This window comes from Streptomyces sp. R21, assembly GCF_041051975.1.
In the GTDB taxonomy this organism is placed as follows: domain Bacteria; phylum Actinomycetota; class Actinomycetes; order Streptomycetales; family Streptomycetaceae; genus Streptomyces.
Genome location: NZ_CP163435.1, coordinates 8977324 through 8991348, shown reverse-complemented (window position 1 = coordinate 8991348; position 14025 = coordinate 8977324). Strand labels below are relative to the sequence as shown.

The 14025-nt window shown below is 71.4% G+C and carries 14 protein-coding genes and 1 pseudogene; 8 read left to right on the top strand and 7 right to left on the bottom strand.

Annotated features, from left to right (window positions below; translation table 11 throughout):
- Positions 1 to 18: 18 nt before the first annotated feature.
- The gene (locus AB5J56_RS40225; protein WP_369240602.1) at positions 19 to 630 is read right to left on the bottom strand and encodes a GNAT family N-acetyltransferase; all 612 of its coding nucleotides are present in this window, start codon (positions 628 to 630) and stop codon (positions 19 to 21) included.
- 56 nt (positions 631 to 686) lie between these two features.
- Positions 687 to 1568 carry a LysR family transcriptional regulator gene (locus AB5J56_RS40220; RefSeq protein ID WP_369240600.1) on the bottom strand — a complete coding sequence of 294 codons (882 nt, stop codon included), beginning with the start codon at positions 1566 to 1568 and terminating at the stop codon, positions 687 to 689.
- Between the two features lie 177 nt (positions 1569 to 1745).
- On the opposite strand from AB5J56_RS40220, the gene AB5J56_RS40215 reads away from it, so the two are divergent.
- Complete coding sequence (locus tag AB5J56_RS40215; protein WP_369240598.1) at positions 1746 to 2993, top strand: MFS transporter; 1248 nt, start codon at positions 1746 to 1748, stop codon at positions 2991 to 2993.
- A gap of 89 nt (positions 2994 to 3082) precedes the next feature.
- On the opposite strand, the gene AB5J56_RS40210 is transcribed toward AB5J56_RS40215, so the two are convergent.
- The gene (locus tag AB5J56_RS40210; protein WP_369240596.1) at positions 3083 to 4027 is read right to left on the bottom strand and encodes a hypothetical protein; all 945 of its coding nucleotides are present in this window, start codon (positions 4025 to 4027) and stop codon (positions 3083 to 3085) included.
- A 425-nt stretch (positions 4028 to 4452) separates the two neighbouring features.
- Between AB5J56_RS40210 and AB5J56_RS40205 the strand changes: the two genes are divergently transcribed.
- Entirely contained in the window at positions 4453 to 5571 is a 1119-nt protein-coding gene (locus tag AB5J56_RS40205; RefSeq protein WP_369240594.1) for an acyltransferase family protein, read from the top strand.
- Positions 5572 to 5613: 42 nt separating this feature from the next.
- Here AB5J56_RS40205 and AB5J56_RS40200 read toward each other — a convergent pair whose 3' ends face one another.
- The gene (locus AB5J56_RS40200; protein WP_369240592.1) at positions 5614 to 7032 is read right to left on the bottom strand and encodes a cytochrome; all 1419 of its coding nucleotides are present in this window, start codon (positions 7030 to 7032) and stop codon (positions 5614 to 5616) included.
- Positions 7033 to 7276: 244 nt separating this feature from the next.
- Between AB5J56_RS40200 and AB5J56_RS40195 the strand changes: the two genes are divergently transcribed.
- Entirely contained in the window at positions 7277 to 8182 is a 906-nt protein-coding gene (locus AB5J56_RS40195) for a glycoside hydrolase family 16 protein (protein ID WP_369240590.1), read from the top strand.
- 30 nt (positions 8183 to 8212) lie between these two features.
- Here AB5J56_RS40195 and AB5J56_RS40190 read toward each other — a convergent pair whose 3' ends face one another.
- Complete coding sequence (locus AB5J56_RS40190) at positions 8213 to 8545, bottom strand: putative quinol monooxygenase (RefSeq protein WP_369240588.1); 333 nt, start codon at positions 8543 to 8545, stop codon at positions 8213 to 8215.
- Positions 8546 to 8679: 134 nt separating this feature from the next.
- Here AB5J56_RS40190 and rpmG point away from each other — a divergent pair, with 134 nt between their 5' ends.
- The 3 genes from rpmG to ykgO are packed head-to-tail and all read left to right on the top strand — an operon-like array spanning position 8680 to position 9312.
- Positions 8680 to 8844: a 50S ribosomal protein L33 gene (gene rpmG, locus AB5J56_RS40185; RefSeq protein WP_369240586.1), complete on the top strand. Its 165-nt coding sequence runs from the start codon at positions 8680 to 8682 to the stop codon at positions 8842 to 8844.
- A gap of 47 nt (positions 8845 to 8891) precedes the next feature.
- A complete protein-coding gene (locus AB5J56_RS40180) occupies positions 8892 to 9152 on the top strand; it encodes a type B 50S ribosomal protein L31 (RefSeq protein ID WP_369240584.1) in 261 nt (86 codons plus the stop codon).
- Positions 9153 to 9189: 37 nt separating this feature from the next.
- Positions 9190 to 9312, top strand: a complete 123-nt coding sequence (gene ykgO / locus AB5J56_RS40175) for a type B 50S ribosomal protein L36 (protein WP_043662604.1) — start codon at positions 9190 to 9192, stop codon at positions 9310 to 9312.
- 79 nt (positions 9313 to 9391) lie between these two features.
- On the opposite strand, the gene AB5J56_RS40170 is transcribed toward ykgO, so the two are convergent.
- On the bottom strand, positions 9392 to 9517 hold the full coding sequence (locus AB5J56_RS40170; protein ID WP_369240582.1) for a hypothetical protein: 126 nt from the start codon (positions 9515 to 9517) through the stop codon (positions 9392 to 9394).
- 132 nt (positions 9518 to 9649) lie between these two features.
- Here AB5J56_RS40170 and AB5J56_RS40165 point away from each other — a divergent pair, with 132 nt between their 5' ends.
- Positions 9650 to 9940: a hypothetical protein gene (locus tag AB5J56_RS40165; RefSeq protein ID WP_369240580.1), complete on the top strand. Its 291-nt coding sequence runs from the start codon at positions 9650 to 9652 to the stop codon at positions 9938 to 9940.
- A gap of 14 nt (positions 9941 to 9954) precedes the next feature.
- Positions 9955 to 10608: pseudogene (locus AB5J56_RS40160) on the top strand (saccharopine dehydrogenase family protein); the annotation flags it as partial.
- Between the two features lie 22 nt (positions 10609 to 10630).
- Here the strand turns inward: AB5J56_RS40160 and AB5J56_RS40155 are convergent.
- Positions 10631 to 14005, bottom strand: coding sequence for a pyruvate carboxylase (locus tag AB5J56_RS40155; protein WP_369240578.1), 3375 nt, complete (start codon positions 14003 to 14005; stop codon positions 10631 to 10633).
- Between the last annotated feature and the right edge of the window lie 20 nt (positions 14006 to 14025).

Genomic DNA, 14025 nt, shown 5'->3' with positions numbered 1-14025 from the left:
AAGCGGCTCAAGCAGAGGTCAAACGGTCGTGGGCGGGCGCTGGTTGTCGCCCCGGATCAGGGCGTGCAGATGCTGGTCGTGCCAGCCGTCGGCGTGCAGCAGGGCGCCGCGCATGGTGCCTTCGAGGGCGAATCCGGCCTTGGCCGCGACCCGGCAGGACGCCGGGTTGGCCACCGAGTGGCACAGCCGGAGCCGGTACAGGCCGAGATCGTCGAAGGCCCAGTGGGTGAGGCGTCGCGTGGCCTCCACGACGACACCGCCGCCGCGCGCCGCGGGCAGGACCCAGTAGACGATCTCCGCGCTGCCGCCCTTGAGGTCGACGTCGATCCACCCGATGAGCCCCAGTGCATCGCCTCCGCCGGGGCGGGCGATGGCCCAGATCGCACCCGCCTCCGCGCGCCACCGTTCGTGCATGCGCTCGATCCTCCGGCGCGCGTCTTCGGGCGAGTCCACGTGCAGGAGGTTCCAGAGCCGAATCGCGGGATCCCCACTCGCCGCCACCAGGACGTCGGCGTCGCTCGGGCGCCACGGCCGCAGCTCCAGCCCACCGGCAAGGCCGAGGACCGGCTGTTCCATCCCGGCCATCCGGCCTGCGGGGACGACGGGGGGTATGGGCGTGCTGGAGATCATTCCGGAATCGTGCCACAGGCTGCCGCTCCCCCCTGAGCCGTTTTCCCCGGCCGCCGTCACGTCATCTCGTGGACGAGGGCGATGAACGCACGAGCCGCGGCCCCGGGCGCCCGGTCGGCCGGGATCGCCAGGTACAGCGGCCAGTCCAGGTCGGCGCCGGTCACCGGAAGGGCGGTGATGCCCTCGGCCCCGTCGAGAACGAACCGGGGCAGCAGCGCGATGCCCAGGCCGTGCCGGACGTACTCGGCGCCGGTGCCGATGTCGGCGATCTGCAGGGTGACATGCCGTGGCACCCCGGCCGCGGCGAACGCTCGGTCGACGACAGCGCGGTTGCCGAAGCCGACCGGAAAGTCGATGAAGTCCAGCCCGGCGAGCTCGCCGATGGCCACGGAACCGCGCCCCGCGAAGGGATGGTCGTCCGGGACGACGAGGTCGATCACCGAGCCGGTCAGGCGGGTCAGCTCGATGCCGGGCGGGCGCGGCCCGGGCAGCGAGACGAACGCCAGGTCCAGGCGCCGTTCGATGAGGGCGTCGAGGTGTCCCTGCGAGCCCGAGGGGGCGGGGCCCGCCCGCAGCAGTACCCCGGGGTGACGGCGGTGGAACTCGCCGAGCAGCGCGGGCAGGTCGACCAGCCCGACCGAGATCATGGTGCCCAGCCGCAGGGTGCCGCGCAGACCGCCGCGCACCTCCGCGACGGCGTCGGCGGCATCGCGGGCGGCGTCGAGGGCGATCCGTGCCCGGGGCAGCAGGGCCGCGCCCGCGTCGGTGAGCAGGACCCGCTTGGAGTTGCGGTCCAGCAGCTGCGCGCCCAGTTCACGCTCCAGGGCCTTGACGGCCGCCGAGACCGCGGACTGGACGATGTGCAGGCGAGCCGCCGCGCGCGTGAAGTTCTGCTCTTCGGCGACGGCCACGAAGTACTCGAGGTGACGGAGCTCCACATCGTCAACTATCTCAGATCGCGATCGTGACCAGCGTGAAGATTCGTTGGACGCGATGGCTTGCGCGACGGAGAGTGGGGCGAGCGGAACCACCGGGGTTCTCCCGCTCGGCAGGGCCACGGTTCCACCCCGCAGCAGGACCACCGTTTCACCGCTCGATCGGATCGGAGCAGTGCCATGACCACGTCGACACCCTCGCGCCATCTCCTCACCACCGGTGACGGTCACGGCACGGGGACCGCGCCCGGCTCGCGACGCCACGGCGTCGGCTTCTGGCTGGTCGCGCTCGCCTTCCTGGTCGCGATGGCGTTCTCCACCGTGCCCACCCCGCTGTATCCGCTGTACATGGCGCGGGACGGGTTCTCCACGTTCATGGTCACCGTCGTGTTCGCCGCCTACGCGGTCGGCGTGGTGATCAGCCTGCTGCTGGCGGGGCATGTCTCGGACTGGGTCGGCCGGAAGAAGATCCTCGTGCCCGCGCTGGCACTGGAGCTGGTCGCCGCCGCGCTGTTCCTCACCGGCTCGTCGCTGCCGGTACTGCTGGCCGCCCGGCTGATCACCGGCCTCGGCGTCGGGATGGTGACCGCGACCGCCACCGCGCACCTGCACGAACTGCACGCCGCGCACCGGCCCGGTGCCTCGGGACAGCGCTTCGAGGTGGTCTCGACCGCGGCCAACATCGGCGGCCTCGGGGTCGGCCCGCTGATCGCCGGTTTCCTGGCCCAGTTCGTGCACGCGCCGCTGCGGACGCCGTATCTCGTCTTCGCCGTCCTGCTGCTGGCGAGCATGGTCGCACTCGCCCTCACTCCGGAGACGGTTGAGGAGCGGCTGGTCAGGCCCGCCTACCGGCCGCAGCGCATCAGCACCGACCACGGCGACCGCGCCGGCTATCTCGCCGCGGCGGCGGCCGGCTTCGCCTCCTTCGCGGTGTTCGGACTGTTCACGTCGATCGCTCCGGGCTTCGTCGCAAGCACCCTGCACCACCCCTCCCGCGCCCTGGCCGGCGGCATCGTGTTCGCGGTCTTCGGCGGCGCGGCCCTCGCCCAGACGCTGACCAGCCGACTGCCCACCCCGGCGAGGAAGGCCCTGGGCCTGCTCGCCCAGGCCGCCGGTGTCGTCGCTCTCGTCATCGGCATGCACACCGCCGACCTGGCGGCCTTCCTGATCGGTGGCATCGTCGCCGGCATCGGAGCGGGTGTGCTGTTCAAGACGGCCGTGGGAACCGTCGTCGCGATGGCCGCACCGGCCAAGCGAGGCGAGGCGCTGGCCGGACTGTTCCTCATCTCCTACCTCGGACTGATCGTCCCGGCCCTCGGCCTCGGCATCGCCACCCTCACCATGTCCGCCACCGCCGCCATGACGTGGTTCGCCGGAGTGCTCCTCGTCCTCCTCGCCGGTGTGGCCGTCCTCGGCCGCCGCCGCTGAACACGGCCACCGCTGCGGCAACGGCTTCGCGCCGGGCTCCTGTACAGGGAGTCCGGCGCGAAGGCGTCACAGCCGGGACGGGCCCCTCGTCACTGGCGGCGCGTGCGGCGGCCTGCCGCGTACACCGCGCCGACGCCGAGAGCGATCGTCACGGCCGCGCCGGCCGCGATCAGCCCTGCGGGCGCGCTCGCCCCCGTCTCCGCCAGCGGCGGTGTGCTCGCGCTGGACGACGGCTTCGGGGAGGCGGGCGTGGAAGGCTCCGCCGGGGGCACGTGCGCGCTGGTCGGCGGAGTGGTCGAGGGCTTGGGGCTGACCGGCGGGGTCGACTGCCCGGTGGGCGGCTCGCTGCCCGCGGGAGTCGTCGGCGTGCCCGGCGTCGCCGGTGTCGTGGGCGTCACGGGTGTCGACGGCGAAGGCGTCGGGCTGGGCGAGTCCTTGCCGCCGGAGTCGCATGCCTTGTCGCCGCCGTTCCACGCGGCGATGAGGTGGTACGGCGTGATGACCCCGTCGGGTTCGTAGGGGGCGGGGCCGTGCCCGTCGCCGCTCTTGCCGTCGTACGAGACGTCGTCGCCGTACAGGTCGATCTGCCCGTAGCAGTCGGGCGACTTCACGCTCAGCTTCTGCCAGGTGCGCTTGGCGTCGTCCGCCCCGGCGACGTCCGCCGCCGTGAGGTAGACGGTGGCCTTGTCGACGAGGGTCTGGTGCCCGGAGGTGTACCAGTCGGCACCTTCGGTGGTGTATTCGGCCAGGGAGACGGGGTACTTGCAGCCGTCCCCGACGTTCTGGCCCGGCGCCAGCCGCACCTCGACGGTGCCGGGCGCACTGTCCCACAGGTGGAAGCCGCCCTGTGAGGTCCAGTCCGCTCCCGCGGAGTCTTTACCGGTGCCGACGATCCGGTACTGCACCGTGGCCGACTGGCAGGCCTCGGCCGTCGTGGCGCTCGCCGCGCCCGCCGCGAGTATCGGCAGGGCGACAGCGGTGAAAGCGGTTGCCGCGAAAGCGACGAGAGTCCTGCATTGCTGTGAATGCGACAAGGTGTTCCTCGATGGAATCGTGCGTGTGGGAGGTGGCTTGCTGCGAGCGGTGGAAAGGCGCGCGGGCATACAGAAGCCCACGCCAGGCCACTTGCGTCGCTTCGCTCACTTGAGGCACAGCGAAGCAAGCCGAATTCTTCTCACCTTTCACAACTCCCGTCAATCGTTCACGCGTTCAGCACATTCCACTCGCATAACGGCCGCCCCCAGAGCGGCTCATGACGGGCGAAACGGCATGGCAGGCGGCAGCGACCATCCGGGCGGACGGCACGTTCAGTGCGTCAAATCACCAAAACAGGAAGCCTTGTTTATATCGTCCGCAAATGGTGAGGCGGGTGGGATGCCGTTCTGCCGCGCCACCGCCGCCGTCCGAGCCAGACGTGTCCGCGTCTGTACGGATCCCACCCGCCCGGCGCGGGGCCGCGATGAGTGACACCGCGCGGCCCGCGCATGCCCGCGAGGCACCTCCCGCAACAGAACCCGTACCGGTGCCCCCGCCCGCCCCGGCCAAGCAGCGCGACCCCTTCTTCGACAACGCCAAGTACCTGGCGATCGTCCTCGTGGCGACAGGACACGGATGGGAACCCCTGCGCGAGGGCAGCAGGACCGTCACCACGCTCTACATGGTCGTCTACGCCTTCCACATGCCGGCGTTCATCGTCATCTCCGGCTACTTCTCGCGCGGCTTCGAGGCCACCCCGCGGCAGATAAAGCGGCTGGCCGCAGGCGTGGCCGTCCCGTACGTCGCCTTCGAAGTGGCCTACACCCTTTTCACGAGGTGGACCGACCACGCGCCCGACCGTCCGATCAGCCTGCTGGAGCCCCTGTACCTGACGTGGTTCCTCGCGGCGCTGTTCATCTGGCGGCTGACCACGCCGCTGTGGCGGATCGTGCGCCGGCCGCTGCCCCTCGCGCTCGCCGTCGCGATGCTGGCCACCCTCTCGCCGTCCCTCGGCAGCGTCCTGGAACTCCAGCGTGTGCTGCAGTTCCTGCCGTACTTCGTGCTCGGCCTGTGCCTGAAGCCTGAGCACTTCCAGCTCGTCCGCCGCCCCGAGGTACGTGTGCTGTCCGTGCCCGTCCTCCTCGGCGCCCTCGCCGTGGCGTACTGGGCGGTCCCCCGCATGAACTACGCCTGGTTCTTCCACCGCGACAGCGTCCAGGAACTGGCCGCGCCCGCCGCCTACGGGCCCGCCATGACGCTGGCCACTTTCGGCTGCTCGGTGGTTCTGAGCGCCTGCTTCCTCGCCTGGGTGCCCCGGCGCAGGATGTGGTTCACGGTGCTGGGCGCGGGCACTCTGTACGGCTACCTGCTGCACGGATTCGTCGTCCAGAGCGCCAAGTTCGGGCACTGGTACGACCACGCCTGGGTCCACCGGCCGCTCGGCGAGATCACCGTCACGCTCGTCGCGGCCGCGGTCGTGACCGTCCTGTGCACCCCGCCCGTACGACGGCTCTTCCACTTCGCGATGGAACCCGAGTTGGAGTGGGCGTTCCGGCGCGACGCCGCCGAGACGGCGCACGACCGCGCTGCCGTACGGCGTTGATGCGCGCGGCAGGTTTTCCAAGAAGGGGTCGGCCGACGTACGTCAGCGGCCCGGGCGGATCAGGCCCGTCAGGTACCGCCACAGCGAGGAGCGCTGCCGGGCGGCCGGGTCGGGCAGCGCCGTGCCGGGGGTCTGCGGTGCGGAGCCGGCCGACGTCGAAGGGGCGGGCGCCGAGGCGAGTTCGTACCGTACGGGCAGGGAGCGCAGTCCGCGCATGAACGGGGAGGAGCGCCACGGCAGTTGGTCGACCGGGAGGGCCAGGTCCAGATGGGAGAACCGCTCGAAGAGCCGGCCCACGCCCACCGAGGCGATCGTCGAAGCGAGTTCGCGCGCCGGGGCCGGGCACTGACGGCGGCCCGCGCCCCAGGACAGATGGGCTCGGGTGCTGATCGTGGTGCTCGGGGCCACGTGGTCGGCGAAGAGCGGGTCGGCGTGCGCGGCCGCGGAGGAGACCCACACCGGGTCGCCCGCGCGGATCGTGTAGTTCCCGAGCGGGGTGTCCTCGGCGGCGAAGCGCGGCACGAAGTTCACCAGCGGCGGCTTGCGCATGACGACGCGGTTCATGGTCTCCCGGAGCATCCCGGCGGACAGGCTGGCCCGCACGCCCCCGTCACCCGAGATGACCTCGACCACGGTGTTGGAGATGAGGATGCCGACGTGGTCGGACGTCATGCCCAGCAGCATGAACAGCTCGCGGGCCAACTCGTCGAGCGAGAGCTCGGGTTGGGCGGCCAAGAGGTAGGAGGGGAAGTCGTCGCCCGGCTGTTGCTGCTTCGCCGCTGCGAGGTCCGCGAGCGTCGCGAGCAACCGCTCCAGGGCGGTCTCCGCGTCCGGTCCGGCGTCCAGCACGCGCCACATGTCCATCAGCGCGTCGTCGCCCTGTGAGCCGGGAAAGCCCAGCAGATGGCTGGCGGCCATCAGCGGCAGCGGCCGGGAGAACTGCGCGGACAGGTCCGCCACGCCGGTGCCGCCGCCCTGTCCGACCAGTGCGATCAGCTCGTCGGCGTAGGCGGTGACGGCCGATTTCAGCCGCTTCGCCTGGGGGTGGCGTGGGTCCTGGAACGGCTTGAGGGCCACGTCCCATGCCGCCCGCAGCCGTGCGTGGCCCGAACCGCCCTGGATCAGCACATGGTTGACCTCCAGGGACGGGCCGAGCGGCCAGTCGGCCGGCACCCGGCCCTCGGAGCGGGCCCGCCAGTTCTCCAGCCCCTTGGGCCAGTTGTCGTCGTCCTGGAGCACCTGGAGCGCCTCGCGGTATCCCAGGACCAGCCAGGCCGGGCTGCCCAGCAGGTCGACCGGCGCGACCGGGCCGTGCCGCTGCCGCAGCCGCTCGTAGACGAGCGCGGGGCGCGTCTCGTAGTCGCGGGTCAGCAGCGGTTCGGGGCTCATCGCCTCCAGCGGCGTGTCGTCCCGTGCCTCGCCCCGGTCCGCCGATCTGCCGTCATCCAGCTGGGATCCCATGCGTCTGCCCGCCCTCCGACACTCCCCGTACCGTCGCACTGTCGGTAGGTGACTACGAACCGGTGGGGACCATACCTCAGTACGAACGCACAAGCGGACGTGGGGGCGTGGAGTGCCGCAGTCCGGTACGAGTCCGGTTCTGGGGATGGCGTCACACCCGTCGTACGGCGAGGATGCTGGTTCGCGGGAAAGGCTCGGAGAAGGCTGAGGACACCGGCACACCGAGAATCGGAGGAGCCGTCCGATGGGTTCACACGCAGCGCCCGGCCACCGAAAGCGCGCCCTGTTGATCCCCCTCGGCCTGCTGCTCCTGGCCGCGCTGCTCGGCATCCCCCGTGCGGACGGGGCGCCGCGGTCGGCCGACGCCTGCCGCAGCACCGGCGCCGAGCTGCCCCGCGGCGACTGCGGGCCCTTCTGGCAGGTCCTGGCGGAGGACTTCAACGGGGACCGGGTGCCGCTGGGCGCGTTCAGCGACTGCGACCACCATGTCGACACCTCCGCCGCGTACTGCGGGGGCCTGACCGGCTCGTACCGCGACAACTGGTGGGCGTATCCGACCGGTTGGCGCGACACGGCCAACGACCGGGGCCGGGACGTCGTGGGCGTCTACCACCCGGAGGACACCGTGAGCGTCGGCCCCGCGGAGAACGGCGACGGGCGGCTGCACATCCGGATGTGGCGGCCCGACGACGGCGGTCCCGTGCACGCCGCAGCCCTCGTACCGCGCGCCGTCATGCAGATGAAGTACGGCAAGTACAGCGCCCGTATCAAGGTGACGAAGCTGGCTCCGGGCTACAAGTCCGCCTGGCTGCACTACGGCGGCGGCTGCGAGATGGACCACCCCGAGGGCGAGTGGACCGGCTCCCTCACCGCCTTCCACCACCCGTGTGGCGGCGGTGAACAGGGATACTTCCCCGGCAGCGACGACTGGACGCAGTGGCACACCGTCTCCACCGAGTGGACGCCCGGGAAGGTGCGGTTCTTCGTGGACGGCCGCGAGAGCGGTCACGACACCCGCGGCGTACCGGACGAGCCCCTGTCCTGGGTGCTGCAGAACGAGAGCGCGCTGGAGGGGCCGGGCGCGGCTCCGGGCAGCAGCGCCCAGCTGGACGTCACATGGGTCGCGGCGTACGCGTACGGCTGGAAGTGACAGGAGCCACGGCGCCTGTGCCGACAGCCCTCAGCCCCGCTCCGGCACCGCCATCTCCCCGAGGAGGGACCAGTCCTCCTGCGGCACCGCCATGTTCACGATCCGCGGGGTCTCGGCGAGGTGGGGCGGCAGGGTCTCCTGCGCCGCCTTGAAGTGAGCGGACCGGACGTGCGCGCCACCGGCCTCGCCGTCACGGAAGGCTTCCACGAGGACGTATTCGTTCGGGTCGTCGACACCGCGGGACCACTCGAACCACAGGTTGCCCGGCTCGGCACGCGTCGCCCGGGTGAACGCGTCGGTGATCTCCGGCCAGCGGTCGGCGTGCTCGGGCAGGACCCGGAATTTCGCGGTGATGAAGATCATCGGTCTCCCCTTCGGGCTCTGGTCACGTGAGACTACGGGGCGGGAATGCGAGGGCCAGGTCCGCTGTTACACCGCATGTGGTTGACATGCCTGGGACAAGAAATCCCAGGTATGTCGGGTGGAAGGAGAACCTCATGGCACGCAGCACCGCACGCCCCATCGTCACACTTCGGTCGACGGCTGGCACCGGCGTCACCTACGTGACGCGCAAGAACCGTCAGAACGATCCCGACCGGCTCGTCCTGCGCAAGTACGACGCGGTGGCCGGGCAGCACGTCCCGTTCCGGGAGACGCGCTGACCCAGGTACGCAGTCACCAGCCGAGCCGTCACCAGGAAGGACACCCCATGAAGTCTCGTATCCACCCCGCATCCCGTCCCGTCGTCTTCCGTGACCGCGCCGCCGGCGCCGCGTTCCTGACGCGCTCGACCGCCGACTCCGCCCGGACGATCGAGTGGGAGGACGGCAACACCTACCCGCTGATCGACGTCGAGATCTCCTCGGCGAGCCACCCGTTCTACACCGGGACCGCGCGGGTCCTGGACAACGCGGGCCGCGTGGAGCGCTTCGAGCGCCGCTACGGCCGCACGGCCGCCGCCCGCCACTGAATCCGGGCGCGCGCCTGAGCAGGAGGAGAACAGAACCGTGAAGGTACGCAATTCCCTGCGCTCGCTGAAGTCGAAGCCGGGCGCCCAGGTGGTCCGCCGACGGGGCGTGACCTTCGTCATCAACAAGAAGGACCCGCGCTTCAAGGCCCGCCAGGGCTGACGGCACAGGCGCCATAGCGCCATAGGTGTAACAGGTCCCTTAGGCGCAATAGGTGTACGACGGCCTCGGGCCCCGTGGATCACGGAGTCCGAGGCCGCGGTGTACCCCGGGTGAGGGCGGCCACGGAGCCCCGCAGCGCCTCCCGCTGGGCGGCGGCGCTGTCCAGCAGCATCTCCAGAGCGGTGGGATAGGCGCTGTCGACCATGCGTGCGGTGAGTCTGGCGCTGCCGTGCTCGCGCGGCATCCGCAGTGCGGCCAGGAACCGGCTCCTGGGGTCCGGTGAGGAATATCCGGTGTTCGAATGCCGGGGCGCCGGGGGCCAGGTACCGTCGCGGGTGTGAAGTTGGTGGTGCAGGTCAAGCTGCTGCCGACGCCCGTGCAGACGGCGGCACTTGAGGCGACCCTGCGCGCCTGCAACGAAGCGGCCTCTTGGGTGTCGTCGGTCGCGTTCGAAAAGGACGTGAAGCGGAACTTCGCGCTGCGTGAGCCCACCTACGGCCAGGTCAAGGAGCGGTGCGCGGGGCGCAGTCAACCGCCCCTGTCCCACCCCCGAAACCCGGCCGTGGGACAGGACGCAAACGCAGCACCACCGCCAGTGGCGCCCGTTGAGCAAACCCCGGGACTTTAGTCCCGGGTACGTTGACCATCTGGACCACCATCGAGGAGTGCCTCAACCCGCCGGTCGTCTACGAGGCGGACCGCGGCTGGTTCACCACCGCGCCCTTCAGCGAGCCGGAGGTGTTCGACTTCCCCGAAGGTATCGGCCCGGTCGAGTGCGTGAACGTGGAGCACGAGGAGGTGCTGCTCGTGCCGCGCTGGGTCGACGCACGGCGGGTGACCTTCAAGTACGGCCTGGGCGAGGAGTTCATCCAGACCCTCCGGACACTGCACCTGCTGGGCCTGGACCGCACCGACCCGGTCACCGTGCCGAGCGCGGCGGGCCCGGTCGCGGTGTCGCCCCGCGACGTCGTGGCCGCCTGTCTGCCCGACCCGGCGACGCTCGGCGAGCGCATGCACGGCAAGACCTGCGCGGGAACCTGGGTGCGGGGCACCAAGGACGGCACGCCGCGCGAGGTCTACCTCTACCACGTGGTCGACAACCAGTGGTCGATGGCGGAGTACGGCTCCCAGGCGGTCGTCTGGCAGACCGCCGTCAACCCGGTCGTCGCCCTGGAACTCCTGGCCACCGGCGCCTGGACAGGGACGGGCGTGCTCGGCCCCGAGGCCTTCCCCGCCCGTCCCTTCCTGGACCTGCTCACCGCGTACGGCTCCCCGTGGGGGATGCGCGAGCAGTGAGGGCCCTGAGAGCCCTGGTGGCCTAGGCGATCACCATCAGGAGATCGCCCGCCTCCACCTGCTGGACGGCGTTGATGGCCAGCCGGTCCACCGCTCCGGCGACCGGGGCGGTGATCGCGGCCTCCATCTTCATCGCCTCGATCGTCGCGATGGTCGCGCCCGCCTCGACGCGGTCGCCCGGCGCCACCGACAGCGTGACCACCCCGGCGAACGGCGCGGCGACATGCTTCGGATCGGACTTGTCGGCCTTCTCCGCGGCCGGCAGGTCCGAGGCGACCGAGCGGTCGCGGACCTGGATCGGCCGGAGCTGCCCGTTGAGCGTGGCCATCACAGTGCGCATGCCGCGCTCGTCGGCCTCGCCGATCGCCTCCAGCGCGATGAGCAGCCGCACCCCTGGTTCGAGGTCCACCGCGTGCTCCTCCCCCGGCCGCAGCCCGTAGAAGAAGTCCTTGCTCGGCAGCACGCCCGTGTCGCCGTAGGACTCGCGGTGTGTCTCGAACTCCTTGGCCGGGCCGGGGAACAGCAGCCGGTTGAGGGTGGCGCGCCGGTCCTTGTCCAGTCCGTCGCGGTCCTCGGCGGACAGTTCGACGACCGGCTTGGGCGCGGCGCGGCCCTTGAGGGCCTTGCTGCGGAACGGCTCCGGCCAGCCGCCGGGCGGGTCGCCCAACTCGCCGCGCAGGAAGCCGATCACCGAGTCCGGGATGTCGTACGAACCGGGCTCGGCCGCGAACTGCGCGGGCGAGACGCCCGCGCCGACGAGGTGCAGGGCGAGGTCGCCGACCACCTTGGACGACGGGGTGACCTTGACCAGCCGGCCGAGGATGCGGTCGGCGGCCGCGTACATCGCCTCGATGTCCTCGAAGCGGTCGCCAAGGCCCAACGAGCGTGCCTGGACACGGAGGTTGGACAGCTGGCCGCCGGGGATCTCGTGGTCGTACACGCGCCCGGTGGGCGAGGCGAGACCGGCCTCGAAGGGGGCGTAGATCCTGCGGACCATCTCCCAGTACGGTTCGAGGTCGCCCACGGCCCGCAGGCTCAGCCCGGTGGGCCGCGGGGAGTGGTCGGTGGCGGCGACGATCGCCGACAGGGAGGGCTGCGAGGTGGTGCCCGCCATCGAGGCGACCGCGCCGTCCACGGCGTCGGCTCCCGCGTTGATCGCGGCGAGGTAGGTGGCCAGCTGACCGCCGGCCGTGTCGTGGGTGTGCAGGTGCACCGGCAGGTCGAACTCCCGGCGCAGCGCGGTCACCAGCTTCTCGGCGGCGGGTGCGCGCAGCAGCCCGGCCATGTCCTTGATGGCCAGGATGTGCGCGCCGGCGTCGACGATCTGCTCGGCGAGCCGCAGGTAGTAGTCGAGGGTGTAGAGCTTCTCGGCCGGGTCGGACAGGTCCGAGGTGTAGCACAGGGCCACCTCGGCGACGGCCGTTCCGGTCTCGCGTACGGCGTCGATCGCGGGCCGCATCTGGCCGACGTCGTTGAGCGCGTCGAAGATGCGGAAGATGTCGATGCCGGTGCGGGTGGCCTCCTCGACGAAGGCGGTGGTGACCTCTGTCGGGTAGGGGGTGTAGCCGACCGTGTTGCGGCCGCGCAGCAGCATCTGGAGGCAGATGTTCGGCACCGCCTCGCGCAGCTGGGCGAGCCGGTCCCAGGGGTCCTCGGCGAGGAAGCGCAGCGCCACGTCGTAGGTGGCGCCGCCCCAGCACTCCAGCGACAGCAGCTCCGGCAGGGTCCGGGCCACGGCCGGGGCGACGGCCAGCAGGTCCTTCGTGCGCACCCGGGTGGCCAGCAGGGACTGGTGGGCGTCGCGGAAGGTGGTGTCGGTGACGGCCACCGTGGACGACTCCCGCAGCCGGCGCGCGAAGCCCTCCGGGCCCAGCTCGGTCAGCTGCTGCTTCGACCCGGCGGGCGGTACGCCGTCGGGGACGGCCGGCAGTTTCGTCGTGGGGTCGAGCAGGTGCGGGCGCTCGCCGTTCGGCTTGTTGACCGTGACGTCGGCCAGGTAGGTGAGCAGCCGGGTGCCGCGGTCGGCGGAGTGGCGGGCGGTCAGCAGATGCGGGCGCTCCTCGATGAACGAGGTGGTGACCCGGCCCTCCCGGAAGTCCGGGTCGTCGAGGACCGCCTGGAGGAAGGGGATGTTCGTGGCCACGCCGCGGATGCGGAACTCGGCCACCGCACGCCGGGCCCGCCGCACCGCGGTGTCGAAGTCGCGCCCCCGGCAGGTCAGCTTCACCAGCATCGAGTCGAAGTGGGCGCTGATCTCGGAGCCGACGAACGCGGTGCCGCCGTCCAGCCGGATGCCGGAGCCGCCCGGCGAGCGGTACGCACTGATGGTGCCGGTGTCCGGGCGGAACCCGTTGGCCGGGTCCTCGCTGGTGATCCGGCACTGGAGCGCCGCACCGCGCAGATAGACCCGGTCCTGTGAAAGGCCGAGGTCGGCGAGACTCTCACCGGCGGCGATGCGCAGCTGCGCCTGCACCAGGTCGACGTCGGTGACCTCCTCGGTCACCGTGTGCTCGACCTGGATGCGCGGGTTCATCTCGATGAAGACGTGGTTGCCCGCGCGGTCGAGCAGGAACTCGACGGTGCCGGCGTTGCGGTAGCCGATGCTGCGCGCGAAGTTGACCGCGTCGGCGCAGATGCGGTCCCGGATCGCGGGGTCGAGGTTGGGGGCCGGGGCCAGTTCGAGGACCTTCTGGTGCCGTCGCTGCACCGAGCAGTCCCGCTCGAACAGGTGGATGACGTTGCCCTCGCCGTCGGCGAGGATCTGCACCTCGATGTGGCGGGGGTCGATGACCGCCTTCTCCAGGAACACCGTGGCGTCCCCGAACGCGGACTCGGCCTCGCGAGAGGCCGCCTCGATGGACTCGCGCAGCTGGGCGGGGTCGTCCACCCGGCGCATCCCGCGCCCGCCGCCGCCGGCGACCGCCTTCACGAACACCGGGAAGCCGATCTCATCCGCGGCCGCGACCAGTTCGTCGAGGTCGGTGGACGGCTGCGACGAGCCGAGGACCGGTACGCCGGCCGCGCGGGCCGCGGCGACCGCGCGGGCCTTGTTGCCGGTCAGCTCCAGCACCTCGGTGGTGGGGCCGATGAAGGTGATCCCGGCCTCGGCGCAGGCACGGGCCAGCTCCGGGTTCTCCGACAGGAAGCCGTACCCGGGGTACACGGCGTCCGCCCCGGCCCTGCGTGCCGCGCCCACGATCTCCTCGACCGACAGATAGGCCCGCACGGGGTGCCCCCTGAGGCCGATCTCGTAGGCCTCGTCGGCCTTGAGACGATGCAGCGAGCCGCGGTCCTCGTAGGGGAACACCGCCGCCGTTCCCGCGCCCAGTTCATAGGCGGCGCGGAACGCGCGGACGGCGATCTCCCCACGGTTCGCGACAAGTACCTTCCGGAACATGCACAGTCCCTTCCTGCCGT